The sequence below is a fragment of the Halohasta salina genome (assembly GCF_024178165.1).
In the GTDB taxonomy this organism is placed as follows: domain Archaea; phylum Halobacteriota; class Halobacteria; order Halobacteriales; family Haloferacaceae; genus Halohasta; species Halohasta salina.
Genome location: NZ_JAMZIE010000001.1, coordinates 1 through 25,948, shown reverse-complemented (window position 1 = coordinate 25,948; position 25,948 = coordinate 1). Strand labels below are relative to the sequence as shown.

Below are 25,948 nucleotides of genomic sequence, written 5' to 3'. Positions count from 1 at the left end.
ACGACAAAATGCTTTGATAAATCAATGGATGTATCGGGGGCCGACCAGCAGACCGCGGAGACGATCCTTCGCCGAGCGATAGTCGAGCCGGGGTCTTTCGGTACCGAGGAGGTCTCTCGGATGCTCGACCTCTTCGAGAGCCGTGACCAGACGGTGCGGCTGAGTGCCTCGTGGGCACTCGGGCTCGTCGTCTCGGTCACCCCCGAGGCGGTCGCCGGCTCCGTGCGAGCGCTGGCATCGCTGCTAGAGAGCGAGCCCGAATCGCGCCACGGAGAGATTATCCGGGCGCTTGGCTACGTTGAATCGGAGTATCCGGAGCTGGTCAGAGAGGCCATCGAGGAGTTCGAACTCGACGACGACGGGGCAGAAAAACGGATTATCTCGGCGTTCGAACGGTTCGAACCCTCCGGCGAGGGGAACGTCACCATGACCGCCGGGGCGGCCACCGAGTACGAAGGACTGGGCGCAGTCGCCCCCTCGTCGGAGTCGACCGAGACGCCGACCACCGGCGAGGAGCCACAGCGCGGCCATCCGCCGCGAGAGCCACCGCCGACGCCGCCGGCGGTCGACGTCAGACGGGGAGCCTTCGAGCCGGTCGCCACCGAAGGGGCCGGCAGCCACGTCAAGCTCTGGCAGGTGACCTACGAGACCGATACCGCGACGCATACGGCGCTGCTCAAACAGCTGCGGCACCCCGCGCCGTCGGCGTTCGACGCGGAGTTCACCGAGACGCTCGACGAGTGGCAGTCGATCGACGGCCACGACGCGATCGTCCCGGTGGTCGCCCACGGGACGATCCCCCGCCCATGGTTCGTCGTCGAGTATCAGGAGGGCCGACGGCTCAGCGAGCGGCTCGGGTCGCTCTCCCGACGGGAGGCCCGCTGGATCGCCGACCGGGTCGTCGACGCGGTCTGTCACGCCCACGGGGCGGGCGTGATCCACAGCGGACTCACCCCGCGAAACGTGATCTTCAGCCGGACCTACGAGGACGGCGCGTGGGCCTACCCCAAGGTGAGCAACTGGGGGATCTCCCGGTTGCTGTGTCAGTTGACGGCGCTGCCAATGGGCGTGCCGCCGCGCTACGCCGCCCCCGAGCAGGCTGCCCCCGAGCAGTACGGCGGCATCGACGCCGCGACCGACATCTACCACCTCGGGTTGATCGTCTACGAACTGTTGGCCGGCCGGCTCCCGTTCGAGGACCAGCCCGGAATCGTCCTCCGCAAGGCTGCCACCGAGCAGCCGCCGCCGGCCAGCCAGTTCGCCGACGACCTGCCCGAAGCCGTCGACACGGTGCTCGCGAAGGCCCTGCGGAAGTCCAAGCTCTATCGGTACGACACGGTGCGGGACTTCCAGACCGAGCTCAGACGCGCCCTCGGGAGGGGGTCGGCGTGACGCTGCTGGAGGATCCCACGGGGACGGTGGTCGTCACCCGACTGACGACCTACCTGCTGTTGGGCGTCGCCTCGGCCAGTCTGGCTTACTACACCGCCCAGAACGCCCGTCGACGGACGATCCACTCGGAGATGTGGGGGTACGTGATTCTGGCGGGGATCGCCGGCGGGCTGTATGCGATCACGGGCACCGGCGAGGTGTTGGCCGCCGCCGACGTCGGAAGCGCCAATATCGGCTTCCTCGGCGCGCTCCGACGGCTCTGTCAGCTGTTTTTCATTATCTTCCTCGCGCTGGCGATGCGGGAGCTGTACTTCGAATCCCCACAGCACACCGGCGACCGGACCACGTCGCTGCCGGTGTCGATCGAGTACATCCGGTACATCGAGGCAGGGCTGTTGTTCGTCGCCTTCCTGCAGTTCATGGCGATCATCCTGCTCGGATTGATCGACGTCAGCCTCGTCGTCCAGTTGGCCGCGAGCATCGGGTTTACCGCCTACGGCGTCTCGTTTGCCACCCGAATCAGGGGAGCGGCGATGTCGACCCGGACGGTCCTCGATACGATGCTGACTTACATTATCGCCGTTCTCCTGAGCGCCGGCGGGGCGAGTGCGGTCGAGGTCGGCGTTGTCGTCGGCGTCCAGCCGGCGATCGTCGAGTCGCTGGCAGTCGTGCTGACGGTGATGAGCGTCACGTTCCTGCTGGTGCTGACCACACGGCTCAAACAGAACGTCGCCGACACGACTGTTTAGAAGATGTTGGCCTGTCGGTGGACGCTCATCCCCTCGTCGGTCAGGTCGTAGGGCTTGGTGGCTCGGGAGTGGTTGGCGTCCCGGATCTTCTGGATCTCGATGGCCAGCCGGGTCTCCTCGAAGTTCGAGGTCCGGACGTACCGCAGGACGAAGACGGCGTCGGTGAGGTACTCGACCGCGCCGTACCGGGAGGCGTGTGAGGAGTCCTCGCTGGCCTCGGAGGTCAACAGCGTCGTCACGCCGGCGTCCTTCAGCGACCGGGTGAAATCGAAGATCTCGCTGCGGCGCTTGGCCGGGTGGTCGTACATCATCTCCAGCAGCGACACGGAGTCCAACACGAGCCGCGAGGCCCCGAACTCCCGGATCAGCCGGGAGATGTCGCCCCGAATGCTGGCGAGACTGTTTGCCATCTCGACGGGATCGAGGACGACCACCGCCAACTGGCCGGAGTCGGCGTACTCGCGGAACGGCCACCCCTTCTCCTCGGCGGTCGACAAGACGGCCTCTTCGGTCTGTTCAAGCGTAATGAAGACCGCGCGCTCGCCGTTTTCGAGCGCTTCGTTCAGAAACTGGAGCCCGAACGTCGTCTTGCCGGTCCCGGCCCCGCCGATGATACCGATCAGCGACCGCTCGGGGACGCCGCCGAGGATCATCTCGTCGAGGCCGTCGATCCCGAGGTCGATCCGGTCGATATCGGAGTCGAACTCCTCGTCGTCGAACTCCTCGGGGGCCGGGCCGCCGCCACCGCCACCGCCGCCGAACCCGCCGAAGCCGAAGTCATCGTCGGGCTGATCGCCGCCACCGCCGACCGACTGGCTGGCGCTGGTGCCGAAGCCGAAGGGGTCGTCCGCGCCGCCGGTGTCGGCGCCGGGTTCCGAGACGGCGTCGGGCGTCGACCCGCCGGCGGCCGGTCCATCGGACTCGGGTGTCGGCGCGTCGGTGGTTGGCGTGTCGGTGGTCGGCGCGTCAGTGGTTGGCGTGTCGGCGGTCGGCGCGTCGGTGGTCGGCGTGTCGGCGGTCGGCGTGTCGGTGGTCGGCGCGTCGACTGTCGACCCATCGGTCGAGGCCCCGTCGTCGAGGCTGAATCCGAACTCTTCGGCCGACTGGGCCGGCGACGGCTCGGGGCGGTCCCCCTCGCCGGCACCGTTGCCCGCCGGCCCCGCGTCGTCTCCATTCCCGGACCCGAAGCCGAAGGGGTCGGTCGAGTCCGCGTCGGGATCGGCCGGCTCGCCGGATCGATCCGTGTCGTCCGTCTCGGTCGATCGGTCCGCGTCGTCGGCATCAAACCCGAACGGATCGACCGACCCCGTCGCCTCCGAGCGGTCGGTGTCGGCGTCGAACTCGTCGGGCGACGCCGGAGCGTCGGCGGCCGTGTGGCCGGTCTCGTCCTCGCTGTCGGTAGCTGCGTCCGCGTCGGTGTCGGAATCGACGTCGAAGGCGTCCTTGATCGACGACTCGTCGGGATCGCGGTCGACCGGCTCACCGTCGGCGTCCTCGTCGATATCTTCGAGGGCCTCCTCGAACCAGTCGCCGCTCATCGTGTCTCACCCCCCTGACTGCGGGCTCGTGCCGGCGGCTCCGACGAACGAACCGAGCGCAGTGGTTGATGATCCATACACGATCAAAACAATCCGGAACTATGAATGTTCCCGTCACCCGGATCGGGCGGTGACGGAGGGCTTTTGCCCCCGGCTCTCGACGGCGACTGCATGGAGGTCGGAATCGTTGCACAGCGGAACAACAGCCGGGCGGCGGCGCTGGCGGCCGAACTCCGGGCGGCCCTCGGCGAGGACGGCGTCGGCTGCTGGTTCGACGAGTCGACCGCGGCCGCGATCGGCGACCCCGCAGCCGCTGCGAGCGTCGCGGGGTTCGACGCCTACGACCTCGTCGTCTCGATCGGCGGCGACGGCACCTTCCTGTTCGCCGCCCGTGGAGCCGGCGGGACGCCCATCCTCGGGATCAACCTCGGCGAGGTCGGCTTTCTGAACGCCGTCCGGCCGGAGGGGGCCGTCGACGCCGTCCGCGAGGAGGTCGGCGCGATAGCGGCCGACAACGCGGAGATTCGGGAGGCCCCGCGGCTCACCGCCGAAAGCGACGGCTTCGAGAGCGTCCCGGCGGTCAACGAGATCGTCGTCACGGGTCGGCGGGGCCACGGCGGCGGCGCGACGTTCGACGTCGACGTCGACGGCTCGGACTACACGGCGGGCCACGCCGACGGCATCCTGATGGCCACGCCGACGGGGAGTTCGGCCTACAACCTCAGCGAGGGCGGGCCGCTGGTCCACCCCTCGATCGACGGCCTGATCGTCACCGAGATGGCCGGCACCGAGGCGATGCCGCCGCTGGTCGTCGACGGCGACTGCGAGATCACCGTCCGGGTCGACGACGCCGACCACATCGTCGTCGTCAGCGACGGGCGTCGACCGCACGAACTCGACGTGCCCCGCGAGATCACCGTCTCACGGACCGAGCCGCCGGTGCGACTGGCCGGGCCGGCGGCGGATTTCTTCGAGGCCCTCGGCAAACTCTCCTGACTGACGACCGGCGAACCTGTCGATGAACACCGCGGTCAGTGTAGCGATACCGCCACGAGCGAGGTCCCTTCGGGTAGTGACACCGCCACGAACGGCGTCTCCTCGGGTAGTTGTGCGGTTTCGCGCGCGAATCGACCGTGAGTGACCACGTGTGACACAGCCACCTACGGAATGTATGCACGGTGAGTCCCGGATTCCCGTTTTGTGATATTTTATTCTAATTGAACAAATTACAAAAATGACTTGTGATATTTTCCCATACATGCCATAGAGTTAAGCTCATGGGCTCATTTCATGTCCATGTGAATTTCAATAATAATAGTGATTTTGGCGTGAAGATACGCCAGTTCGTTTCCAACATCCCGGACGGGAGTCGGATCTCGGACAGCGCCTTCGAGAGGCGACATCGAGTCGTGCTCACGGTCACTGCCCTCCTACTGCCAATTATTTTCGCGATCAGTCGTCTTACCGGAGTCGAGTCGGTGACCGGGGCGGAACTCCCCGCGATCCCGCTGGTGCACTCCGTGGTCGGGGTTGGGATCGTCGCAGTGCTCCTCGGTGCAGCCGTTGTCCCGGTGTTCCCGCGGAAGGTACGAACCTCGCTTGCTTCGCTCGCATTCATGACGACCGCTGCGGTGTTAGCGTACTTCACCGGCGGCTTCATCGAAGCACACTTCCTCTATTTCGTCGGTGTGGGTGTCGTTGCGCTGTACGAGGACTGGGTTCCGTTCGGGGTCGCCATCGGCTACGTCGCAACACAACACAGTGTGTTCGGCCTCATCGAATGGTTTACCGTGTACAACCACCCCGCAGCGATGTCGAATCCTGTTGTCTGGGGCGGGGTACACGCTGTGTTCGTCAGCATGCTTGCGGTGGCGATCCTGATTAATTGGCAGTCGTTGGCGGTCGCACGCAACGAGGTCGAAGCCCAACTCGCGGAGGTGCAGCAAGCCAAAGACGACATCGAAAGGGAGAGCACGAGGGCCGAAAAACAGCGTCAAGAAGCCGAAAAACAACGCCGACAGGTCGAAAAACAACGCGAACGGATGGCGGAACTCAACACCCAACTGGCCGACTCGTACGGCAGTGTCATTGCTGCCTGCGCCGACGGCGACCTGACACAACGACTCGACGAGGACGTCGACAACGAGGCGATGGCGGAGATCGCACACTCGTTCAACGAGATGGTCGACGAATGGGAGGAGACGATCGTTGAGATCCAATCGTTTGCCGTCGAAGTCTCGGAAGCGAGCGAAGACGCGACAGTGAGCGTCAGTGAGATCGAGCAGGCGGGCGAGGACGTCGCTCGATCGGTCGAGGACGTATCACAGCGTGCCGACACACAGACCGAGCAGCTGGGAAGCGTGGCCGACGAGATGAGCAACATGTCGGCTACGATCGAAGAAATCGCGTCCTCCTCGGAGGAAGTGTCGGCAACGGCAACCACGGCGGTTGCGCGGAGCGATACTGGCCGGGAGTACGCTGCGGAGGCAACGGCACAGGTAGATACGATCGAAGTGCAGGCACGTGAGGTAGCCGAACAGGTCGACGCGCTCGATCAGAAGATGGTTGAAATCGGCAACATCGTGAACATGATCGACGAGATCGCCGACCAGACCAACCTGCTCGCACTCAATGCATCGATCGAGGCGGCACGGGCTGGTGAGGCCGGCGCAGGGTTCTCGGTCGTTGCCGACGAAGTGAAATCACTGGCCGAGGAGGCCTCGACGGCGACCGACGAGATCGAACAGCAGATCACGGAGGCCCAATCGATCACCGACGAGACCGTAACCAGTATCGAGGAGATGACTACCCAAGTCGCCGAGGGGGCCTCGACTATCGACGAGACGATCGAGATCTTCGACGAGATTGCCGATACGGTATCCGAGGCCGAAAGCGGCATCGCCGAGATATCCGGTGCCACCGACGATCAGGCAGCATCGTCCGAAGAGGTGGCAGCAATGGCCAACGAGGCACTGACACTGAGCGAACAGACGGCTACCGACGCGGCAGCCGTCTCGGCAGCGACCGAAGAGCAGGCGGCGACGCTCGCGGAAGTCGCAGAAAGCGTACAACAGCTCGCGGAACGGGCTACAGAACTTCACGACGAGGCTGCCAGTTTCGAGACCACGACTACTGCGAGAACGGATCGAACGGCCGCCGAAGCAGGTGGGAAAACCCCCGTGACGACCGACGGCGGTCAGGATCAACAGCGGTAGTTCCCGTCCGGACGGCGAGATCGGCTGTCGTGAGGTGGGTCCCAAGAGGCGTGGGGAGTCCGGCGAGTGCTGGAACGGCCGGAACGCTGCTTAAGTAGACACTGCAAACGCCTGACGGAACTGTTCTGTCGTCGGTCGACTATTGAAGCGACGACGTGATCGTGTCGCTCGGTGGGGGGGAGCCGCGGATGTCTGAACGCGTGAGTTAGCGGCCGTCTACTTGCCCCACTCTTCGACCCGTTTCGGGCGGTCGGCGATCGAGACGACATCGATCGGTTCGTCGGCCGCTCGCAGGGCTTCGAGGGCGGCCTCGGCGCTGTCAGGTGTCGAAAAGTAGGTGATCTCCTCTTCGACCGCGACTTCGAGCAGTTCGCGGTCACGGGAGACGATCAGATCGAGATCGCCGGCGCGGGCGGCCTCGACGAGGTCGACGGCGTCGCTGAACGCGAAGAACTCACCGAAGCCGTCGGCGAGTTCCTCGCCGGCCGTCGAGTCGGGGTCGGGGAAGACCTCGGCGGAGAGATCCAGCGCCATCGTCCCCGTGGTCGGCAGCGGTTTGCCGGTCGAATCCTGGGCCTTCTGGTAGGCCTTGCCGAACGAATCGGCGCTGCCCATCACCTCGCCGGTCGATTTCATCTCGGGGCCGAGTCGCGGATCGGATCCCTGCAGTCGGTCGAACGGCAGGACGACCTCTTTGACGCTGGTCTGTTCGGGGATCTGTTCGTCGACCGCGAGTTCATCGAGCGTCGTGCCGGTCATCACTTTCGCGGCGAGTTTGGCGATCGGGACGCCGGTGGCCTTCGAGACGAACGGGACGGTACGCGAGGACCGCGGGTTCGCTTCGAGGACGAACACCTCGCTGCCCTTGACCGCGAGTTGGACGTTGAGCAACCCGACCGTTTCCAGCGCGGTGGCGATGTCCTCCGTAACTTCGCGCACGCGGGCAAGCGTCTCGTCGCTCAGCGACCGCGGCGGGATCATACACGCCGAGTCGCCGGAGTGGACCCCGGCGCTCTCGACGTGTTCCATGATGCCGCCGATCAGTACGTCCTCGCCGTCGGCGACGGCGTCGACGTCCAGTTCGACCGCGTCGTCGAGGAACTGGTCGACGAGGATCGGCTTGTCCGGCGAGACGCGGACGGCCTCTTCGATGTAGCGTTCGAGTTCGGCGTCGTCGCGGACGACACGCATCGCACGCCCACCCAGCACGTAGCTCGGGCGGACGAGGACCGGGTAACCGATCTCGTGGGCCAGTTCCAGCGCCTCGGGCTTCGAGGTCGCGGTGCCACCCTTCGGTTGGACGATCCCCATCTCGTCCATCAGTTCGTTGAACCGGTCGCGATCCTCGGCGAGATCCATCGCCTCGACCGTGGTCCCCATGATCTCACAATCCAGCCCGCGGCGGTCGATCTCGTCCTGCAGCGGTTCGCCGATGTTGACGGAGGTCTGGCCGCCGAACTGGACCATCACGCCGTCGGCGCCCGTCGCTTCGATGGCGTCGGCGACCTCTTCGGCCGAGATCGGATCGAAGAACAGCCCGTCTGAGGTGTCGTAGTCGGTCGAGACCGTCTCGGGGTTGTTGTTGACGACGTGGGCCTCGATCCCCAACTCGCGGAGCGCCTGAATCGCGTGGACCGAACAGTAGTCGAACTCGACGCCCTGCCCGATGCGGATCGGGCCACCGCCGACCACGACGACGCTTTCGACCTCCTCGTCGATCTTGAGTTCGCCGGCGGCCTTATCGCCGACCAGCGGGCCGCTGTGGAACTCCGGGAGCCGCGCCGAGTAGTAGTAGGGCGTCTCGGCCTCGAACTCGCCGGCACAGGTGTCGACCTGCTTGTAGTTGCGGCCCGGGACCTCCTGCTCGACGGCATCGACGTCGACGCCGCCGTCGGGGAGTTCGGCGATCTCGTTGTTCGTGTAGCCGGCGGTTGCTGCGGGCGTGAACTCACCGTCTTGCGCCGCTTGGGCCGCGTCGGCGATGCGTTTGAACCGTTCGACGTACCACTCCTCGATCCCCGTCATGTCGATAACCTCCTCGACGGTGTAGCCGCGGTCGAAGGCCTCGAACATCGCGTATGGGCGGTCCGGCGAGGGGCGTTCGAGGTACTCGCTGGTCAGCGTCGTGTCGTCGACCGTGTTCCAGTCGACGGCGGGGTCGTACTCCGAGGAGCGCAGCGCCTTCATCAACGATTCTTCGAACGTCGAGCCGATGGCCATCGCCTCGCCGGTCGATTTCATCGCCGTCGTCAGCTCGAAGTCGACGTCCTCGAACTTGTCTATGGGCCACCGTGGGACCTTGGTGACGACGTAGTCGATCGCCGGCTCGAAGGCCGCGGTCGTCTCGCCGGTGATCTCGTTTGTGATCTCATGCAAGCGCTTGCCGAGGGCGACCTTCGCGGTCACGCGCGCAATGGGATACCCAGTGGCTTTCGAGGCCAGCGCCGACGACCGGGAGACACGCGGGTTGACCTCGACGACGCGGTACTCGCCGCCGGGGGTGCCGTCGTCGCGCCACGCGTGCTGGATGTTACAGCCGCCTTCGATGCCGAGTTCGCGGATGACCTTCAGCGCGGAGTCGCGCATCTCCTGGTGGCCCTTGTCGGGGATGACCTGCGAGGGGGTGACGACCGTCGACTCGCCGGTGTGGATCCCCATCGGGTCGATGTTCTCCATGTTGCAGATGATGACCGTCGAGTCGTCGGCATCCCGCATCACCTCGTATTCGAGTTCGACCCAGCCCTCGATGGACTCGGTGATGAGGACTTCGCTGTTCCGCGAGAGGCGCAGCCCCTTGCGGACGCGCTCGACGAGCTTCTCGAAGTCGTCGACGATGCCCGACCCCGAGCCACCGAGGGTGTAGGTCGTTCGGGCGATGACCGGAAGGCCACCGACTTCGTCGACGGCGTCTCGGATATGCTGGCGGAACGTCTCCTCGTCGAAGTCGGTCACCGATTCGTCCTCGTCGAGCGAGATGGTCGTCGACTTGGCGACCGGTTCGCCGATCTTCTCCATCCGCTGGCGGAACAGATCGCGGTCCTCGGTGGCGTAGATCGTATCCAGCGGCGTTCCCATGATCTCGACATCGTACTCTTCGAGGACGCCCTCCTCGGCGAGTTCGGCGGTGACGTTGAGCCCGGTTTGGCCGCCCAGCCCGGCGATGACGCCGTCGGGGTTCTCCTTCCGGATGATCTCGGCGATGGCTTCGGTGTTGATCGGCTCGATGTAGACCTCGTCGGCCATCTCGGGATCGGTCATGATCGTCGCCGGGTTGGAGTTCACCAGCACGACGCGTGCGCCTTCCTCTTGGAGGGCTCGGCAGGCCTGTGCCCCCGAGTAGTCGAACTCGGCGGCCTGGCCGATCTGGATCGGTCCACTGCCGATGAGTAGAATCGTACGCTCTTCGGCCGCGGAGTCAGCGACACCCGAACTGCTGTCGGTACTCATTATGCGCCCGGAGTGCGTTCATCGTAATAAGGCCGACGATAAATTGCGAGATACGTAGCTATTTTCCGAATTTCGAAAGCGATGAGGTACCATACCATGCACGGCACTGTCCCGCCCGGCGGTGTCGGCACCCTAGACACCGGCTACCGAGAGTAGGCGTCGACTACCCGCGGAAGGCAGCGGCTACAGCCGGTCGTGGTCCCGGCTCGCGGAGTCGGTCGACCCCGACACCCCCGCAGAGGGAGTGTGACCGAACCGCCAATCGTAGAGGAGAAAGGCGGCACCGAGTGCCGACAGCGACAGGAAGGTGAGTTCGATGTTGTGAGCGCGAAACGCCGGCCCGTCGAGGGTCGCGTGCAGAAAGAAGATGTCGGCGGTCCCGCTGTCGTGAAACGCGTCGAACCACACACCCCAGCGTCCATCAAGCAGCTTCCCTGCGTCGGGTACCAATGCCAAGCCTCCGCCGACAAATGCCCCCGTGAGCCGGTAGCGAGTAACCGGAACCAGCCAGAGGAGCGCCAGCACGGTCACGAACCCGACGGTGAAATGCACGATTGCGAAGGCCATCGCCTCGGTCGACGGGCCCGAACCCCTTGGTTAGGAACACCGCCACCGACCGAGACCGCTGGTAAGGAGTTCCTACTAACGGTAGAAAGAAACTACGGAGGCCTCACGTGTCGAGCTGGTAGCGGTAGGGCTGGGTGGTGTGGACGGTTACGGCCCCCCGATCGGCCCACCGCCCTAGCACGGTGGCGATCTGGTGAGGACTCTCGAATCCCGTCTCACCGCGGTCCTCCAGCGCCTGCAGTATCTCACGAGCTGTCAGCGGCTCGTCGGCGTCGGCGAGCACACCCCGCAGACGGTCGGCGTCCCGGTGTGTGGTGTGCATACGAGACGGTACGGCAACATCGGGTTTCAATCTACGTGTGACAGCTGTCAGACAGACTGCCTGTCGGGCGTTTGGGAGCTGTCGACGATCACCGCGTCAGTAGAAGGCCTCGGCGTCGAGATCACGCTGATCGCGGTACTGGTCGACGAACTCCGGAATGGAAAACTCGTGCATCTGTTGTTCGAACTCGGTGAGGGCGCTGGTATCGTCGGCGTGGGAGACGGCGTGTTCCATCAACTCGATGACGAGTTCGACGATGAGTTCGTGGAGCCGCCGGGAGTCGAAGTCGGTCACCCACAACATCGCAAAGCCGACGTCCTGATCCTCGGTGGCGTCGTGGGCGACCACCGCCTCGGGGTACTCTTCGAGGACGATCCCCAGCAGGTGCGGGGTACCGAACTCCGGCATCTCCTCGCTCGTGGTCTCGATGGCCTCCCGGAGGATCTCGACGAGGAACTCCGGAAGGAACCGATCGGGCGGGTGGACGTCCATGACGACGCCGTGGGTCGACCCGCAGTCGCAGTCGAAGGCCCGCATCCCGAGGTCGAAGCTCCCGAGCGGGACGCTCTCGCCGCAGGGGAGGTCGACGCGTTCGCCCCGGCCGCCCGGGACGCGTGGTTCTGCCATACACCGGCTTGGACCGCCGGCCTGTTAACTGCCGCGCTCTCGGCCGGCCCCGGTGGCTTAGCTGTCGGCGAGGTCGGTCTCGTCGAGGCCGGGGGCCTCGCTGGGGTCGACGCCGGCCGGTTCGGCGGTGCCGCCACCCTGATGGACCGTCCCGGTGTCGTCCTGCACGTAGACGTCGTCGGCGAAGCCCGCGATCGCGTTCTCGTAGGCCGGCTGGTCGCGTTTCTCCGGTGTTTCGGGCGCCGAAGGGACACCACCGGCCGGCTCGAACTCGCCGAGCGGATCGTCGACCGAGATCCCGTAGCGTTTGAAAAACGCCTCGTAGCGCCGGAAGTGGGCCTCGAACTCCTCGGCGGGGATCTCCATCATCTCGGTCCAGCCGTGGTTGAAGAAATCGAAGTTGGCCTGAATGTGGGTGATCTCCCGGGCCTCGGCCTCGGTGTGGCCGGCTTCGAGGGCGGCGACGTAGGTGTCCATCGTCGCATCGAAGAAGCCATCGAGGTGGGTCCGGCGGGCCTCGCGGGCCGATTCGTCGGCCTTCCCGAGGAAGATCTCCGTGTGGAGGTCGACCAGTTTGTCGTTGGCGACGTCCTTGATGACCGGCGTCGTCAGCGCCTTTTTGGCGGCCCAGTGGCGCAGGTTCTGGCGGATTTTCATCGGCTATCTATAGGGTTTCGACCGTCTTGAAGCCCACGCAACGGGTCGGCCGATGGCGAATCCGCCGGGTGTCCGGCACGTCTCGCCAACGGTCGGAGCGATAGCAACCCACTTTAGCCCGGGCTACGAACGCGTGGGTATGACCGAGTCGTACGTGATCATCGGCGACGGGATCGCGGGCAGCTCCGCGGCGGAGACGCTTCGCGAGGAGGCCCCCGAGGCCGACGTGACCGTCATTACGGAGGAGGGCGAAGCCCTCTACAACCGCATCCTGATCAAGGAGTTTGCGAAGGGCAAGCTCCCCGAGGCGCCGATCTCGATCCACGACGAAAGCTGGTACGACGACCGCGATATCGACCTCCAACTCGATACGGTCGTCACCGACATCGACCCCGCCGCCCACACGGTGTCGACCCACGAGGGCGAGACGATCGAGTACGACAAACTCCTCATCGCGACCGGCGGCACGCCGACCCAACTGCCGGTCGAAAACGCCGACGCCGACGGCATCCACCACTTCTGGACGTTCCAAGACGCCCGGGGGATCCGCGAACACATCGAGGGCGCCGACTCGGCGACCATCGTCGGCGCGGGGCTGCTGGGAATCGACCTGGCGGCGATCTGTGGGGCCCAAGAGGTCGAAGCCAACTACCTGATGCGCGGCGAAAGCTGGTGGCGCTACGCGCTGGAACCCGAGGGTGCCGAAATCATGCACGATGCCATGCGCGAACGGGGCGTCACACCCGTCTTCGGCAGCGGCGTCGACCGCTTCGAGACCGACGACGACGGCCACGTCGTCTCGACGGTCGACCCCAACGGCGAGGTCTTCGACTCGGAGTTCGTCGGCATCGCCATCGGCCTCGATTTCAACCTCGAACTGCTGCAGGACTTCGAGATTGAGACCGACGACGGCGTCGTGGTCGACAAGTACATGCGCACCAGCGCCGACGACATCTTCGCGGCGGGCGACCTCACCCGCTACTACGATACGATCCTCGGGGAGTACGCCCAGAACGGCTCGTGGGGCTCCGCGAAGGAACAGGGCACCATCGCCGCCAAAAACATGATCGAGCCCGAAAGCGACGCGTTCCGCTGGGTCTCGTCGTACTCGATCACCCACTTCGACTTCCCGTTCCTCTCGTTCGGTCACCCGACGCTGGGCGAGGAGGCGGTCTCGAAGAAGTACTCCGACACGGAGTGGCGGCGGATCGCCATCAAGGACGGCAAGGTCGTCGGCGGCGTCCTGATCGGTGATCTGGCCCCCCAGAGCGGTCTCAAACAGCTCATGCGCGAGGAGACCTACGTCGGCGACCAGAAAGAGGTCCTGCTGAACGAGGAGTTCAGCGCCGACGACATCGCCGCCACACAGCAACAGTAGCGACCGGCGTCGACCAACAAGCGAAGCGGTTTTCGGCGGTCGAGGAGTAACGCGGGTATGAACGGAGGAAGCGAGGGCGGCGAGATGACACTGGCGTTGGAACTCGACGCGTTGCAGTCGCTTGCGGACCCGAACGCCGTGTTCAACGACGCCCGACAGTGGACCGAGTACGTCGGCGTCGTCAGCGAGAAGCCGACCTACGTCGTGACGAACTTCACACGGAAACACCGCGTCCGGCAGGACTTCTTTTCGGGCCCACGAGGCGTCGCCGAGAGCTTGGAGAACGTCGCCGAGCAGTTCGATACCGACCGCCACGTCTTCATCGGCACCTCCGAGGACGACGAAGCGATCGCCGCGGAGACGGGCTGGGAGTACCTCCCCTTGGAGCAGGCCGCCGAGGCCGCCGAGTGGGAGATAGCCGCCGACGAGAGCGACGATGACTTTTTCGACGACGACACGCGCGACGACTGGCCCTGAACGCGGTCGACGGGACGACCACTAGCTAGTTGTGGGGTCTCAACGGTAGCTGCAGCGGTTTCGCCGACCGAAAGTCCTAATCAGCGGACACGCCTAATACGCGTAATGAGTCACCAGCTCCCCGACGTGCAGGCCGCTCGTCCAGAGGTCGCCGTCGGGCTCAGCCAAGTCGGTGTGACAGGCGTCGAAAAACTCGTCAAACTCGCCCGCAACGGGAAGCGGCCCATCGTTCTGATGGCGGAGTTCGAAGTGTTCGTCGACCTGCCGGGCGGCCGCAAGGGGATCGACATGAGCCGGAACATGGAGGTCATCGACGAGATCCTCGAAGAGGCCACCGAGGCCGAGGCCTACCGGGTCGAAGACGTCTGCGGGGAGGCCGCCGAACGCCTGCTGGCCAAACACGACTACACCTCGACGGCCGAGGTGAAGATGACCGCCGAACTCATCACGAAAGAAGAGACCCCCGCCAGCGACAAGCAGACCCAAAACACCGCGACGATCATCGCCAGCGCGACCGCCACCGAGGAGGGCACCCACGAGGAGATCGGTGCCGAGGTCACGGGGATGACGGTCTGTCCCTGCTCGCAGGGGATGTCCGAGTCCCGTGCCCGCGAAGAACTACAGGACCTCGACGTCGACCGCGACGTCATCGACGAGTTCTTAGACCGCGTCCCACAGCCGGGGCACTCCCAGCGCGGCCACGCGACGCTGACGGTCACCAGCGAGGGGAGCCCGGACGTCGACCTCCGGGATATCATCGACATCGCCCGCGACTCGATGAGCGCGCGGATCTACAACCTCGCCAAACGGCCCGACGAGGACCACATGACCTTCGAAGCCCACTCGGATGCCAAGTTCGTCGAGGACTGTGTGCGCGCACTCGCCGAGGGTGCCGTCGAGGAGTTCGACCACCTCGCGGACTCGGCGGTCGTTTATATTCGGCAGTCCAACGACGAATCGATCCACCAGCACAACGCCCACGCCGAACGCGAAGTCACGCTGGGCCAGCTCCGAAGCGAGCTACACGGCGACGCCTGAGTCAGCTCTTGTCTGCCGACGGTTCGAGCGGTTCGGCGCGGTCCCACCGCGGGGCGAACTCCTCGCGAACGTCGGCGGCGAAGGCGTCGTCCTTGAGATCGATCATGGCGAAGGCCTCGGTCGGATCCAGCGGGTTTGGCACTTCGATACAGACCTCGACCCCGTCGACGAGCATGAACGTGCCGTCGACGCCGTCGAGGATGCGGACCGCGAAGTTCTCGTAGTCGTCGAGCCGGCCGTGATAGCGGTTGACGCTCCGCTCGGAGAGATCGGCGACCACCGTCGGCGTCACGAGCAGGTCGACGTCGACCCCGCGGTCGAGGGCCGCCTGGAGCTTGTCGGTGACCCGGTCGGTGGCGCTCCGGAGGTCGATCCCCGAGCCGGGAGAGCCGGCGACGTAGATCAACTCCGCCTCGGCGGCCGCGATCCGTTCGAGCAGGAGTTCGAGTGTTTCCTCGGGGCCGACCGCGGCGGTCCAGAACTGCTCGTCGACCGGGGCGGTCGCGTCGATCTCCTCGATGAGGGTGTCGACGACCTCCTCGTACTGACGGGCCTGCTCGTCGAGTTCGCGCTGTTTGGCCTCCAGCAGCCGGTCGAGGGCCACCTCCGGCTCGACGGCGACGTACTTCTTCGGGCGGCCGGCGGCCTGACTCCGGACCAGATTGTGCTGTTCGAGGCTGTTGAGCACGTCGTAGATCCGACCCATCGGCACCTCGCTCGTTCGTGACAACTCCTTGGCGGTTGTCGGTCCAGTCCGGAGCAACGACCGGTACGACCGGGCTTCGTACTCCGAAAGACCGAGATCGCGCAGGCTAGGCATACCGGAAGAGCGTCATCCGCTACCAAAAACTCGTCGGAGGTTTATCGGTTCGCCGCGGCCGCCGACACCCGGTCGACCAGCGTCTCGGGGTCGGTCGCCGAGGTATCGCTGCCGCGGACCGTCGCTTCGCCGGCGTCGACCCCTGCGGCGTCGGGGACGACGACGATCTCGTGGTCGGCGACCCGGAGGGCCGCCCGGTGGAGGTCCGAACCGGCGGGGCCGCCGACGTCGACGACGAGATCGCCGCCGGTGAGTCGGGCGGCGACGCTGCCGTAGCCGGCGACCTGCACGCCGATCCGGTCCCACGCGCCGGCGAACGCCTCGATAGCCTCGGCCGCAACCTTGCGGTAGCGCTCCTCGCCGGTAACTGCCGCCAGATCAAGCAGTCCGTCGGCGAAGGCGACGCTGCTATCGATCGGGTACAGCGGCCGGTCGCAGAGCCCCTCGCCGCGGGCCGGGCCGTCGCGGAACGCGTCGCCGTCCCACAGCGTGTCGATCGTCTCGTCGGTAACTCGCTGGGCGACAGTGGTGTACCGCTCGCCGCCGAGGACCTGCCGGGCCCGACACCACGCTGTGAGGACGCTCGCGGCATCCTCCAGCAGATGGGTCTCGCCGGTCTCCTCGCCAGCCCGATAATGAGTGACGACGCCGGAGTCGACGTCGACCAGTTCGCCTTCGAGGGCATCGAGAATCCGCGCGGCGTAGCTTCGGGCCGTCTCGTCGTCGGTGTAGCTGTAGTAGGTCAGCAGGGCGTCGGCGGCCAAGGCGTTGCCACCGGCGAAGACGGTGAGATCGGTCCGTGGGGACTCGTGGTCGGCGCGTTCGTCGGCATCGAGGCTGTAGTAGGCCGCTCCTTGGCCGGGGCCTTGGCTGCCGCCGACAGCGATCCCGGTCCAGAGCGTCTCGGTGAGGTACTCGACCGTCCGGGCGGCGGGCTCGCGGTAGGCCGCCTCGCCGGTGTAGAGGTAGGCGTTGGCAAACGCCCGCAGGAGGGCGGCGTTGGTATCGAGGACCTTCTCATAGCGGACATCCGACCAGTCGCCGCCCGTGGCAAAGCGGAAGAAGCCGCCGTCGACCGTATCGTGGAGGTGTTGGGCGATCGCATCGAGCGTCTGGAGGGCCTGCTGGCGCTCGCGTTTGAGGGCGAACTCGATGGTCCGCGGCAGCGGGAACTTCGCCTCGGTTCCCCAGCCACCGTGGCGGGGATCGAACTGCTCGGAGAGTTGGCCCGCGATATGCTCCTCGATCCGTTCGTCGAGGTCGCCGGCGGGGGTCGGCTCGTCGGCGAGCGCCCGGGGGACCCGACCGGCCTCGGCACCCTTGTCTCCCCAGAGTTGGCGGATCCGGTCGACGACCTGTCGCATCCCGTCGGGACCGAGGTAGGTCGTCCCCGAGAGGAGTTCTCCCTGCGGAGTAAGGAAGGCAGTAGTTGGAAACCCGCCCATGTTGTAGCGTTCCCGGACGCGCGGGTGGCGGTCGACGTCGGCGCGGACGGGGACGAAGCTGTCGTTGACGTTGGCGGCAATTCGCGGCTCGGCGTAGATCCGGGCGTCCATCTCGTGGCAGGCCCCACACCACGTCGCAGTCAGCGACAGCAAAATCGGGGTCTCGGTGCGTTCGGCCTCGGCGAAGGCCTCGGGCCCCCACGGCCGCCAGTCGACGCGGGTCGGCTCGTTCATACGACCCCTCGGTGCGGCCGCCGCCTAAGGGCTTCGGCACGGGGACGTCGACGAAAGAGGTTATAGACGGCGGGACGCAATCAGGAGCCATGCGAACGCGCACCCTGCTCGTGTCGTTGCTTCTCATCCCGCTGGTCGACGCCTTCGTCCTCGTGGCGATCGTCGGGATGGAGTTGCTGACGTGGCTCCAGACGGTCGCGCTCGTCGTCCTCACCGGCCTCATCGGGATGGTTCTCGTCCGCGCGGAGGGCCGATCTACCTTGCGTCGGTTCCAGCGCAAGCTCGCGGCTGGCTCGCCGCCGACCGACGAACTGCTCGACGGCGGGCTGTTGATCGCCTCGGGTGCGTTTCTGCTCACGCCCGGCCTCGTCACCGACCTCATCGGCTTCCTGTTGGTGTTGCCGCCGACGCGATACCCGATCCGGGTCGCGCTCAAACGCTGGGTCGTCGTCCCCTACATCGACAAACAGACCGGTGGCCTCGGCAGCGGTGCGGCGTGGACCTTCGGCTTTCCCGACCCGGAGCAGGCGGCGGACCACGGGGGCGATGGCTTCGAGATGGGTCACGAACAGGCGACACGACAGTCGCGGGACGGCAACGTCGACGACGACATCGTCGACGTCGACTTCGAACAGGTCGACGACGAAACCGAACGCGAACCGCAGTCGGATTCCTAGCACGAAGCGGTCGTGTTGGCACTCGACACTGAGTCGTGAGTCGAGTGTGTCGACCGGCCGACGGTGGGACGGTGCGCCGTGAAACCGACTGACGTAACGGTGGGGAAAGGAAACGCTTAAACAGAACCCGGCGCTACGATGAGATGCGCCAGATCGGGTCGATAGCTCAGTTAGGTTGAGCGCTCGGCTGATAACCGGGAGGTCCGCGGTTCAAATCCGTGTCGACCCATCACAGGTTACGGCGCACCTCCCCAGCCAATTCTTACCGCACCTACACCGTCGAGACGTGAGTCCCGTGATCGACGGATGCGACGGGCAGGAGTTGCACGCTGCGTTACGACCGTGGAAACGGCCGCGTGATGCTGCTACACTACCGTCGCGTATCCCGAAAAATCGAGGAGAGACATATTGTTAGTCGGGTACTACGCGGTCGACACCGACTCCCTACTGGGCCATCGCCCGGCAGCTTTCGATACAGGGCTCCAACACTTCGGCGCAGGTCTGACAGTGGTCGGCGTCGAACTGCGCACACTCATCGCGGCAGGTTTCGGCGGCGTCGGCGACCAGCGACGCCTGTGCGGCGTGGAACTCGGATTCACGGGCCATAAACCGGGCATGCATCGAGGCGAGGTCGGCAACGTCACGACAGAGTCGGAGACACCGCACCATCTCCTCGCCCGCTTCGGCGCAGGCATCCGCACACATCTCGCAGGCTTGGACGGCCTCCGAACAGTTGTCGATACACTCGCTGAGTTCGGTGTTCTGCTGGTGGAGCTGTTGAATTGCCATCGCACACCAGCTATCCACGGGGGAAGCGACAGGCGTTATGGCGGGTTTGCATCGTGATACCGCCCTGTCTGTATCACGGGCGAAGCCACCGGCTACTCCCGAGTAGCCACTCCCTACTGGGTGGGTAAATACATACGTTCGGGCTCGGTAGTGGTGGGTGTGCCGACCCCGCCAGACGACACCGACCGAACCCCGCCAGCACTCGACGAGCCGGTCGACGACACGCCGACGATCAGCTGTTCGCGCTGCGACCGGACGTGGGAACTCACCTACGAACTCGAAACGCTGTACGCCGGCAACCAGGCCTTCGAGCAGTTCGCCCTCGACCACAAACGTCACACCGGTCATTTTCCCGACGACGTCTCGCCGTGGGTCGTCGACTGCGAGCAGTGTCCTGACACCGACGCCTATCTCGACGAGCGGCCGGCCCGACGCTGGGCCGAAACCCACGCCCGCCACACCAGCCACCCGGTGCGGCTCAGCTACGCCGCCGACGATATCGATCTCGTGGTGACTCCCGAGAGCCCCTAGCGGTCGACGAACCGATCGAGGCCGCTCTGGGAGCGGACGACTCCCTCGGGATCGGCCACCCACGGCCCCCGCCGGTTCCGGATCGCGTCGGTGTCGACCGCCGGCGGGTCGGCCGGCTCGAAGGCCTCGCAGTCGGCCCCACAGTCGGTCGCCGGCTCGACCACCCGATCGAACCACCCGCAGTGGGGGCGGCCGTCGTCGGTCCCTCGGGCGTGTCGACAGCCGGGGAACGTGTAGGTTCGCCACCCCTTGCCGTAGGCACGTTCGGCGACCCGGCGGCGCTGGCGCCCTTTTTCGTCCGGCGTGACGAACGCGATATCGGTCCGGAGCGGTTGCTGGGCCCGGAGTTCGACCCCCGGCTCGGCGGTCGACAGCGGCGTCGGCTCCCGGATCACGGTCCGCTCGCCGTCGTCGGGGTCGAACCGCCAGACGCCGACCGCTTTGGGGAGCCGATTGAGATGGGCGCGGGTGACGTAGCTCTCAGTGGCCAGAATTACCTCGTCGAACAGCCCCAGCGAGACGTCGAGCCGGAGTTGGCGGTCGAGGTCCCCCGGCCGCGAGAGATCGGGCTTGTTTTCGATCCCGACGAGCCCGCCGATCCAGTCGGGATACCGCGTGGTTTGCCGGACGTAGCGCCGGCCGTTGCGGCGCTCGGCGGCGAAAAACCCACACTCGACCGCCCGGTCGACGACGCTCCGGGCGTGGTCGGGCGAGCAGTCGAAGGCCTCGCGCCAGAAGACGGCCTCGCCGGCTCCGACGTCGCTCTCGATCGCCAGCGGGGGGATCGTCCCGCTCGTGATCGCGGTCCGTCGGTCGAACTCCGGGCCCGGCCGCAACCCACAGACGTCGACGATCCGGCTCCCGGGGTCGGCGACCGCGCCGCCGAGTTGGCGGGCGACGAGCCAGTCGGTGTGGGCTTCGAGCCAGCCGCAGAGCGCCACCTCGAACCGGAACTCCATGGAGCCAGCAGGACCGCCCGGCGCATAAACCCGGTGTCGAAATCCCTATTCGATACCGTCGCCAACGGTGAGTATGCGCCGAATCATGCGGAACGCCCTGCTGATCGTCGGGCTGGTGGTCGTCGGGCTGTTGGCGCTGGGTGCGCTGCCGGGCTATCTCGGCGCGGGGGAGTACTACTACCTCGAAGCGACGGCGACCGACGACGACGGGGCGGCGGTCGACGCCGAGTCGATCAGCGAACGACGGTATCCGTATCTGACGGCGGCGCTGGCCGCCGATGACGGCCGGTCGGACGGCTACCAGCGCGGCCTCGGCGGGTTCAAAACGACGTTCACCCACTCGCCGTTCGACGAGGTCGACGCCCTCCAGCAGCTAGAACCTGCGGCCGTCCGCGACGACGGCGACGGCGTCGTGATCGACCACGACAGCGGGCGCTACCACGTGACCGTCGTCACGGCGGGAGAGGGGGACGGGGTCGACGATGCGTGATCGCCACGCGCTGGCCGAACTCGCCGCCCCCGAGTGGCCCGTCGTCGAGTCGGTCACCGAGTACGAAACCGGCTGGTACACCGGCGGCTACGATATGGTCGAACAGCCCGACGGGTCGACCAAGCGCTACTACTGGGCCGAACTCGCGCCCGCCGTGGTAATCGTCGGCGTGACCGACGGGCAACTGCTGTTCGTCGAGCAGTACCGGCCGACCATCCGGGAGACGCAGCTGGAACTGCCCGCGGGGATCGTCGAACCCGGGGAATCGTTTTGCGAGGCGGCCGCCCGCGAACTCCAAGAGGAGACCGGCTTCGAGCCCGCAACGACCCGGCTGCTCCAGACGATGTGGTGTTCGACCGGCCTGCTCCGACACCGCCGCGGGTTCGTGGTCGCCGAGGACCTGTCGCCGGTCGACCGGGAACTCGACAGCAACGAGTTTCTGGTGCCCGAAGCGATCCCAGTCGAGGAGGCGGTCGCCGTCGGGCGCGAACAGCCGACGAACGACGCGACTGTCGAGGGCGTCCTGCTCGCCGAAAAAGAAGGCGTGCTGTAGCGCCGCTAGTCGGACTGTCGGACCGTCAACACCGGGGTATCGGCGGTCCGAACGACTTTCTCGGTGACGCTGCCGATCAGCTGTCGGCTCACCCCGCTGCGGCCGTGGGTACCCATGGCGATGAGGTCGATGTCGTTGTCCGCGGCGTACGAACAGATCACGCGGTGGGGTTTGCCCCGCTTGCAGGCGGTGGCGGTCTTGATCCCCTCCTCTTGGCTCAGCTCGCCGGCGATCTCTGCGACGAGCTCCTCGCCCTCGCGTTCAAGCACTTCGAGGACGTCGACCTTGTCGCGTGACATCCCACCCTGATCCTCACCGGGTCCGCGGCTTACCATGCCGGTCTTCCAGTTGCCTTCGGAGTCCCGCTTGAGCGTCATCGACGACTCGTTGTGGTCCGAGTCGACGACATAGAGGATATGCACGCGGGCATCGTACTGGTCGGCAAGACTCTTGATGTGGTCGATCGTCGCTTCCGAGGCCTCGCTTCCGTCGGTCGGATACAGGATGTGATTGTACACAGTGAACCACCCGACAGCTAGTTCAGACGGCTGTCATATAAAGCCAGTGTCCAGTTCGATGGGCAGGGAGTCGAGGGCTACGTGTCGAGTCGGACGGTCAACACCGGGGTTTCGGCGGTCCGGACGACCTTCTCGGTAACGCTGCCGATTAGCTGTCGGCTGATCCCACGGCGGCCGTGGGTACCCATCGCAATGAGGTCGGCATCGATGTCCGTAGCGTAGTCGGTGATCACCCGGAAGGGTTCACCCTCCCGGACGACCGGGACGGCCTCGATACCAGACTCGCGTAGTGTCTCGGCGATCGCCTCGGTCACCTCGTGGCCCTGCCGTTCGAGAGCCTCGAACAACCCATCGTCGTGCCGCGACATGTGGCCCTCGCCGGCGAGTTCCTCCTCGCGTTTCATCATCCCCGTCACCCGCCGGCCGTCCTCGTCGTGCCGAGGGGCCATCCCCGACTCGACGTGTTCGGCGTCGACGACGAACAGCACGTGAACCGTCGCGTCGTAGCGGCCCGCGAGGTCGCGAGCGTGGTCGATCACCGCGTCTGCACCTTTGCTCCCGTCGGTCGGATAGAGAATCGTGTCGTACACGGGGAAACCACTCCACCGGACGGTACGGGCGACGGCCGTATAAATGTGTGTGCAAGCACAGATAAAACAAACACTCTGTTATACTGTATAAAGTTCTCCGTCGGACTGTCGCGCCGACGGGAAGACTCGGGGGACTTATCCGAGTCGGCCGGCAGCCTCGGGTATGGACGCCGAGATCAGTCCCGCGGCGGTCGAGTCACTGCTGGGAACGGCCGACGAGCCGCGGATCGTCGACATCCGCTCGCCAGCGGCTTTCCGACGGGGTCACATTCCCGGCAGCGAGAACATCCCGTTTCCCGAACTCCCCCAGCGCGTCGCGTCGCTCGCCGACGCCGACCACATCGTGACCGTCTGTCCCCACGGCGAATCGAGCATTCAGGCGGCCCGACTCATCGCCTCCTACGAGGGCACCGACACCGCCCGTGTCGAGAGCATGCACGGTGGGCTCACCGCGTGGGACGGCGAGTTCGAGGCCGCGACCGCGGCCCCCGACGAAGGCCCCGAATCACCGTTTTAATCCGCCAGCCGACGTGCGGCCAGACTTATTAGTAGGAGCACACTAACCGCGGGGATCACCCCGAACCCCGGCGTGTCGACCGCGATCGGCTCGTCGGACGGATCGGGGATCGGTGGCTCCGACTCCGCCGCTTCGACCCGCAGGTCGATCCGGTCGTCGCCAGCGACGACGGTGTATCGGCCGGGGTCGTCGAAGGTGTGGGTAAACCGGTGGCTGGCGGTCTCGCCGGGAGCGAGCCGACCGCGTTCGGTCGACGTCCGGTTGTCGACGCCGAAGGGGAGTTCGTAGTCGCCGACCGTCCCGCCGACGTTCTCGACGTCGACCTCGACCGCGAGGGTCTCGCCGGCGGCGATGCGGGGGTCGGTGCGGTTCAGCGGTTCGGTTCGGTCCCCGCCCGCGACGGTGATCGACGCGTTGGCGAGTCGGAACGCGAATCCGGCCGGCGACTGACCGAACGCCGCGGCGTGGTCGGCCGCCGACCAGACGGCGGGCGTGGCGTCAGTTCGCGTATAGTCACCCGCAGCCGTTCCGACCGACTGCGTGGAGGCCGACGCGACAGCGGCCTCGAACTCGTCGGCGGTCAGCTCCTCACCGTTGCGGTTCAGCGACCCGAAGACGGTGCCGAAGCTCGCCTCGCCGTCGGTCGACAGCCGCATCCGCCGGTCGAGCTCGCCGACGACCAGCGACCCCTTCCCGTAGTTGGCGTCGGCCTGCCAGCTATCCGGGCGGCTCAGCGTCGACGTCGACTGGGGGGCCTTCGCGCCCAGTTCGAGGGCCCGCCGGAACTCGTCGAAGGCGATCCGGTCGTCTTCGAGGGTCAGCAGGGCGGCGTAGTAGGTCGCGGTCGCCTCGGTGAGCCACCGCGTGTCGGCGGCCGTCCGGTTGGCGAAGGCCTGTCTGGTGTGGACGTACTCGTGGATCCAGACGTTGGTTGGCGTGTCGAGCCGCTCGCTGTCTTGGACCCACAGCTCGGCGTCGCCGGTCTGGAGGCCCCGAACCCCCCAGTCGACGCCGTCGGTCGGCGCGGCGATCACCAGCACCTCCCGGTCACGGTCGCCGACCCGCAGGGCGTCCGAGGCGTGGCTCACCGAGTCGAGAATCGCCTCGGGCGACTCGGCCAGCTCCGCGGCCTCGGGAATCACGAGGTGGAACGTCTGGCCGTGGGCGGTCCGGCGGACGACGCTGTACTCGCCGAGATACGCCATTCGGTCGCCGGCGACCCCCGGCCCGTCGACGGCGGTCTCGCGGTCGACCGTGAGTTCTTCCCGGCCGGTCTGGGTCCAGCCGACCCCGACCGAGGGGATCCGGACCAGCGCCCACTCGTCGGTGGCGGTAAACAGGTACTGTCCGTCCTCGGCCAGCGGTCCCTCGTCGTCGGTCATCTGGTCGGCGTCGACGCGGAACGTGATCGATGGGGAGTCAGTTCGGCCGTCCCAACTGTAGTCACCCCCGTTGGACGACGAGAACCCATCGGTCCCGGTGACCGTCGCTCCCTCGGGAAGCTCCGGGGAGAGCTCGGTGACACGGTCGGGGAGCCGAAACGAGACCGTCGCGGCGATCTCGCCGGGATGGTCGGGAGCTCGGTCGACGGTCGTCGTCAGTCGAATCTCGTCGGCGGGCGCGGCCGCCCCGACGGCCGGCAGCACCGCCAGAGAGCCGACGAGGACGAAGATGGCCACGACGACAACGTCGCGTCGCATACCGGAGGGAAGCGTGGGCGGCCTAAAACTCTACAGGGTTTCTGATAGATCGGCCGACGACGCGGCCGCTCGAAGTGGTGAAAACAGTCGGCGGTCGACGTGTGGATTCAGGTGCCGGTCACGCGACGGTAAAGCCTTTCTCGCGGAGGAAATCCTCCACGCGGCCGCGGTGGTTCCCCTGGAGTTCGATCGCGTCGTCCTCGATCGTCCCGCCACAGGCGAACTTCGACTTGAGATCCGAGGACAGACTACTCATGTCCACGTCCCGCGGGTCGAATCCTTCGATGACCGTTACCTCTTTTCCATAGCGGCGCTCGTCGATGCGGATGTTGATCTGTTGAGACTCTTTGGCGACGTCCTCGCAGACGCAGAGTTCATCAGGCAATCCACACGTCGAGCAGACTTCCGACATTACGTCCGGACCTACAAGACGGCCATATTAAACAGTGTCGGGACCCCACCGGTCGCTCGCGCCGGTCGACGGCCGGTCGGCGTGGTAGTCACAGGCTACTGACCGTCAGTGCTAGCTGACTGTCGTGGGTAGCCACCCTGTACTCACACCAGTTACCGAGAGTGTGTATCGGGATTCGAGGCACTGTCTAGTTAAGCCAGTTTGAGAAGTGAGCAGTTCGTGGTTTGAGTTGTTGATGCTATCCCCAGAACTGCTCAGTGAGTCGTTAGACACGGCAAATCTTGAATGTTGGGAGCGAGAGCGGAC

General features: G+C 66.0%; 26 protein-coding genes, 1 tRNA gene and 1 pseudogene. 14 read left to right on the top strand and 14 right to left on the bottom strand.

Annotated elements, in window-relative coordinates; translation table 11 throughout:
- Window positions 1–24 precede the first annotated feature (24 nt).
- Complete coding sequence (locus tag NKJ34_RS00140; protein WP_253736236.1) at window positions 25–1,392, top strand: serine/threonine-protein kinase; 1,368 nt, start codon at window positions 25–27, stop codon at window positions 1,390–1,392.
- Window positions 1,389–2,141: a hypothetical protein gene (locus NKJ34_RS00135; RefSeq protein ID WP_253736235.1), complete on the top strand. Its 753-nt coding sequence runs from the start codon at window positions 1,389–1,391 to the stop codon at window positions 2,139–2,141. Before NKJ34_RS00140 ends, NKJ34_RS00135 begins: the two co-directional genes overlap by 4 nt.
- Here NKJ34_RS00135 and NKJ34_RS00130 read toward each other — a convergent pair.
- Window positions 2,138–3,679: a KaiC domain-containing protein gene (locus NKJ34_RS00130; protein ID WP_253736234.1), complete on the bottom strand. Its 1,542-nt coding sequence runs from the start codon at window positions 3,677–3,679 to the stop codon at window positions 2,138–2,140. The two genes, NKJ34_RS00135 and NKJ34_RS00130, sit on opposite strands and share 4 nt — an antisense overlap.
- Before the next feature lie 171 nt (window positions 3,680–3,850).
- Here NKJ34_RS00130 and NKJ34_RS00125 point away from each other — a divergent pair, with 171 nt between their 5' ends.
- On the top strand, window positions 3,851–4,675 hold the full coding sequence (locus NKJ34_RS00125; RefSeq protein WP_253736233.1) for an NAD(+)/NADH kinase: 825 nt from the start codon (window positions 3,851–3,853) through the stop codon (window positions 4,673–4,675).
- Window positions 4,676–5,157: 482 nt separating this feature from the next.
- Window positions 5,158–6,894, top strand: coding sequence for a methyl-accepting chemotaxis protein (locus tag NKJ34_RS15850; RefSeq protein WP_253736232.1), 1,737 nt, complete (start codon window positions 5,158–5,160; stop codon window positions 6,892–6,894).
- A 216-nt stretch (window positions 6,895–7,110) separates the two neighbouring features.
- Here the strand turns inward: NKJ34_RS15850 and carB are convergent, their stop codons facing one another.
- The 5 genes from carB to NKJ34_RS00095 form a co-directional block, all read right to left on the bottom strand.
- Complete coding sequence (gene carB / locus NKJ34_RS00115) at window positions 7,111–10,341, bottom strand: carbamoyl-phosphate synthase large subunit (protein WP_253736231.1); 3,231 nt, start codon at window positions 10,339–10,341, stop codon at window positions 7,111–7,113.
- A 183-nt stretch (window positions 10,342–10,524) separates the two neighbouring features.
- Complete coding sequence (locus tag NKJ34_RS00110; protein ID WP_253736230.1) at window positions 10,525–10,908, bottom strand: hypothetical protein; 384 nt, start codon at window positions 10,906–10,908, stop codon at window positions 10,525–10,527.
- Between the two features lie 103 nt (window positions 10,909–11,011).
- Complete coding sequence (locus NKJ34_RS00105) at window positions 11,012–11,230, bottom strand: hypothetical protein (RefSeq protein WP_253736229.1); 219 nt, start codon at window positions 11,228–11,230, stop codon at window positions 11,012–11,014.
- A 96-nt stretch (window positions 11,231–11,326) separates the two neighbouring features.
- Entirely contained in the window at window positions 11,327–11,857 is a 531-nt protein-coding gene (locus tag NKJ34_RS00100; protein WP_253736228.1) for a DUF5815 family protein, read from the bottom strand.
- A 57-nt stretch (window positions 11,858–11,914) separates the two neighbouring features.
- The gene (locus NKJ34_RS00095) at window positions 11,915–12,514 is read right to left on the bottom strand and encodes a DUF6149 family protein (protein ID WP_253736227.1); all 600 of its coding nucleotides are present in this window, start codon (window positions 12,512–12,514) and stop codon (window positions 11,915–11,917) included.
- Window positions 12,515–12,653: 139 nt separating this feature from the next.
- Here NKJ34_RS00095 and NKJ34_RS00090 point away from each other — a divergent pair, with 139 nt between their 5' ends.
- The 3 genes from NKJ34_RS00090 (at window position 12,654) to mptA (ending at window position 15,407) form a co-directional block, all read left to right on the top strand.
- The gene (locus tag NKJ34_RS00090) at window positions 12,654–13,892 is read left to right on the top strand and encodes an NAD(P)/FAD-dependent oxidoreductase (protein ID WP_253736226.1); all 1,239 of its coding nucleotides are present in this window, start codon (window positions 12,654–12,656) and stop codon (window positions 13,890–13,892) included.
- Between the two features lie 84 nt (window positions 13,893–13,976).
- Window positions 13,977–14,369 carry a DUF7124 domain-containing protein gene (locus tag NKJ34_RS00085; RefSeq protein WP_253736962.1) on the top strand — a complete coding sequence of 131 codons (393 nt, stop codon included), beginning with the start codon at window positions 13,977–13,979 and terminating at the stop codon, window positions 14,367–14,369.
- Window positions 14,370–14,474: 105 nt separating this feature from the next.
- Window positions 14,475–15,407, top strand: a complete 933-nt coding sequence (gene mptA / locus NKJ34_RS00080; RefSeq protein WP_253736225.1) for a GTP cyclohydrolase MptA — start codon at window positions 14,475–14,477, stop codon at window positions 15,405–15,407.
- A gap of 1 nt (window position 15,408) precedes the next feature.
- On the opposite strand, the gene NKJ34_RS00075 is transcribed toward mptA, so the two are convergent.
- Window positions 15,409–16,227, bottom strand: coding sequence for a TrmB family transcriptional regulator (locus tag NKJ34_RS00075; protein WP_253736224.1), 819 nt, complete (start codon window positions 16,225–16,227; stop codon window positions 15,409–15,411).
- 41 nt (window positions 16,228–16,268) lie between these two features.
- The gene (locus NKJ34_RS00070; RefSeq protein ID WP_253736223.1) at window positions 16,269–17,906 is read right to left on the bottom strand and encodes a DUF255 domain-containing protein; all 1,638 of its coding nucleotides are present in this window, start codon (window positions 17,904–17,906) and stop codon (window positions 16,269–16,271) included.
- An 89-nt stretch (window positions 17,907–17,995) separates the two neighbouring features.
- Here NKJ34_RS00070 and NKJ34_RS00065 point away from each other — a divergent pair, with 89 nt between their 5' ends.
- Complete coding sequence (locus NKJ34_RS00065; protein ID WP_253736222.1) at window positions 17,996–18,583, top strand: FxsA family protein; 588 nt, start codon at window positions 17,996–17,998, stop codon at window positions 18,581–18,583.
- Between the two features lie 155 nt (window positions 18,584–18,738).
- Window positions 18,739–18,812 (top strand) — tRNA-Ile (locus NKJ34_RS00060).
- Window positions 18,813–19,027: 215 nt separating this feature from the next.
- Here NKJ34_RS00060 and NKJ34_RS00055 read toward each other — a convergent pair.
- Window positions 19,028–19,372, bottom strand: a complete 345-nt coding sequence (locus tag NKJ34_RS00055; protein ID WP_253736221.1) for a four-helix bundle copper-binding protein — start codon at window positions 19,370–19,372, stop codon at window positions 19,028–19,030.
- Window positions 19,373–19,531: 159 nt separating this feature from the next.
- On the opposite strand from NKJ34_RS00055, the gene NKJ34_RS00050 reads away from it, so the two are divergent.
- Window positions 19,532–19,903: a DUF8062 family protein gene (locus NKJ34_RS00050; protein ID WP_253736220.1), complete on the top strand. Its 372-nt coding sequence runs from the start codon at window positions 19,532–19,534 to the stop codon at window positions 19,901–19,903.
- Here the strand turns inward: NKJ34_RS00050 and NKJ34_RS00045 are convergent.
- Window positions 19,900–20,862: a DUF5787 family protein gene (locus NKJ34_RS00045; RefSeq protein ID WP_253736219.1), complete on the bottom strand. Its 963-nt coding sequence runs from the start codon at window positions 20,860–20,862 to the stop codon at window positions 19,900–19,902. The two genes, NKJ34_RS00050 and NKJ34_RS00045, sit on opposite strands and share 4 nt — an antisense overlap.
- A gap of 73 nt (window positions 20,863–20,935) precedes the next feature.
- On the opposite strand from NKJ34_RS00045, the gene NKJ34_RS00040 reads away from it, so the two are divergent.
- A complete protein-coding gene (locus tag NKJ34_RS00040) occupies window positions 20,936–21,352 on the top strand; it encodes a hypothetical protein (RefSeq protein WP_253736218.1) in 417 nt (138 codons plus the stop codon).
- Window positions 21,345–21,905: an NUDIX hydrolase gene (locus NKJ34_RS00035; RefSeq protein WP_253736217.1), complete on the top strand. Its 561-nt coding sequence runs from the start codon at window positions 21,345–21,347 to the stop codon at window positions 21,903–21,905. Before NKJ34_RS00040 ends, NKJ34_RS00035 begins: the two co-directional genes overlap by 8 nt.
- A 5-nt stretch (window positions 21,906–21,910) precedes the next feature.
- Here the strand turns inward: NKJ34_RS00035 and NKJ34_RS00030 are convergent, their stop codons facing one another.
- Together NKJ34_RS00030 and NKJ34_RS00025 are read right to left on the bottom strand one after the other, a co-directional pair.
- Window positions 21,911–22,423: a universal stress protein gene (locus tag NKJ34_RS00030; RefSeq protein WP_253736216.1), complete on the bottom strand. Its 513-nt coding sequence runs from the start codon at window positions 22,421–22,423 to the stop codon at window positions 21,911–21,913.
- Window positions 22,424–22,500: 77 nt separating this feature from the next.
- On the bottom strand, window positions 22,501–23,013 hold the full coding sequence (locus NKJ34_RS00025) for a universal stress protein (protein WP_253736215.1): 513 nt from the start codon (window positions 23,011–23,013) through the stop codon (window positions 22,501–22,503).
- 163 nt (window positions 23,014–23,176) lie between these two features.
- Here NKJ34_RS00025 and NKJ34_RS00020 point away from each other — a divergent pair, with 163 nt between their 5' ends.
- Window positions 23,177–23,530, top strand: a complete 354-nt coding sequence (locus NKJ34_RS00020) for a rhodanese-like domain-containing protein (protein WP_253736214.1) — start codon at window positions 23,177–23,179, stop codon at window positions 23,528–23,530.
- Here NKJ34_RS00020 and NKJ34_RS00015 read toward each other — a convergent pair.
- Entirely contained in the window at window positions 23,527–25,230 is a 1,704-nt protein-coding gene (locus tag NKJ34_RS00015; protein ID WP_253736213.1) for a hypothetical protein, read from the bottom strand. The genes NKJ34_RS00020 and NKJ34_RS00015 overlap by 4 nt on opposite strands.
- A 118-nt stretch (window positions 25,231–25,348) precedes the next feature.
- A complete protein-coding gene (yciH, locus tag NKJ34_RS00010; RefSeq protein WP_253736212.1) occupies window positions 25,349–25,642 on the bottom strand; it encodes a stress response translation initiation inhibitor YciH in 294 nt (97 codons plus the stop codon).
- A 235-nt stretch (window positions 25,643–25,877) separates the two neighbouring features.
- Here yciH and NKJ34_RS00005 point away from each other — a divergent pair.
- Window positions 25,878–25,948: pseudogene (locus tag NKJ34_RS00005) on the top strand (IS6 family transposase); the annotation flags it as partial.

What these genes read in the sequence shown, in the direction of transcription:
- NKJ34_RS00140 (WP_253736236.1), top strand. Translation starts at nt 25, where the DNA reads ATGGATGTATCGGGGGCCGACCAGCAGACCGCGGAGACGATCCTTCGC.
- NKJ34_RS00130 (WP_253736234.1), bottom strand. Translation starts at nt 3,679, where the DNA reads ATGAGCGGCGACTGGTTCGAGGAGGCCCTCGAAGATATCGACGAGGAC.
- NKJ34_RS00125 (WP_253736233.1), top strand. Translation starts at nt 3,851, where the DNA reads ATGGAGGTCGGAATCGTTGCACAGCGGAACAACAGCCGGGCGGCGGCG.
- carB (WP_253736231.1), bottom strand. Translation starts at nt 10,341, where the DNA reads ATGAGTACCGACAGCAGTTCGGGTGTCGCTGACTCCGCGGCCGAAGAG.
- NKJ34_RS00110 (WP_253736230.1), bottom strand. Translation starts at nt 10,908, where the DNA reads ATGGCCTTCGCAATCGTGCATTTCACCGTCGGGTTCGTGACCGTGCTG.
- NKJ34_RS00105 (WP_253736229.1), bottom strand. Translation starts at nt 11,230, where the DNA reads ATGCACACCACACACCGGGACGCCGACCGTCTGCGGGGTGTGCTCGCC.
- NKJ34_RS00100 (WP_253736228.1), bottom strand. Translation starts at nt 11,857, where the DNA reads ATGGCAGAACCACGCGTCCCGGGCGGCCGGGGCGAACGCGTCGACCTC.
- NKJ34_RS00095 (WP_253736227.1), bottom strand. Translation starts at nt 12,514, where the DNA reads ATGAAAATCCGCCAGAACCTGCGCCACTGGGCCGCCAAAAAGGCGCTG.
- NKJ34_RS00090 (WP_253736226.1), top strand. Translation starts at nt 12,654, where the DNA reads ATGACCGAGTCGTACGTGATCATCGGCGACGGGATCGCGGGCAGCTCC.
- NKJ34_RS00085 (WP_253736962.1), top strand. Translation starts at nt 13,977, where the DNA reads ATGACACTGGCGTTGGAACTCGACGCGTTGCAGTCGCTTGCGGACCCG.
- mptA (WP_253736225.1), top strand. Translation starts at nt 14,475, where the DNA reads ATGAGTCACCAGCTCCCCGACGTGCAGGCCGCTCGTCCAGAGGTCGCC.
- NKJ34_RS00075 (WP_253736224.1), bottom strand. Translation starts at nt 16,227, where the DNA reads ATGCCTAGCCTGCGCGATCTCGGTCTTTCGGAGTACGAAGCCCGGTCG.
- NKJ34_RS00070 (WP_253736223.1), bottom strand. Translation starts at nt 17,906, where the DNA reads ATGAACGAGCCGACCCGCGTCGACTGGCGGCCGTGGGGGCCCGAGGCC.
- NKJ34_RS00065 (WP_253736222.1), top strand. Translation starts at nt 17,996, where the DNA reads ATGCGAACGCGCACCCTGCTCGTGTCGTTGCTTCTCATCCCGCTGGTC.
- NKJ34_RS00055 (WP_253736221.1), bottom strand. Translation starts at nt 19,372, where the DNA reads ATGGCAATTCAACAGCTCCACCAGCAGAACACCGAACTCAGCGAGTGT.
- NKJ34_RS00045 (WP_253736219.1), bottom strand. Translation starts at nt 20,862, where the DNA reads ATGGAGTTCCGGTTCGAGGTGGCGCTCTGCGGCTGGCTCGAAGCCCAC.
- NKJ34_RS00040 (WP_253736218.1), top strand. Translation starts at nt 20,936, where the DNA reads ATGCGCCGAATCATGCGGAACGCCCTGCTGATCGTCGGGCTGGTGGTC.
- NKJ34_RS00035 (WP_253736217.1), top strand. Translation starts at nt 21,345, where the DNA reads ATGCGTGATCGCCACGCGCTGGCCGAACTCGCCGCCCCCGAGTGGCCC.
- NKJ34_RS00020 (WP_253736214.1), top strand. Translation starts at nt 23,177, where the DNA reads ATGGACGCCGAGATCAGTCCCGCGGCGGTCGAGTCACTGCTGGGAACG.
- NKJ34_RS00015 (WP_253736213.1), bottom strand. Translation starts at nt 25,230, where the DNA reads ATGCGACGCGACGTTGTCGTCGTGGCCATCTTCGTCCTCGTCGGCTCT.
- yciH (WP_253736212.1), bottom strand. Translation starts at nt 25,642, where the DNA reads ATGTCGGAAGTCTGCTCGACGTGTGGATTGCCTGATGAACTCTGCGTC.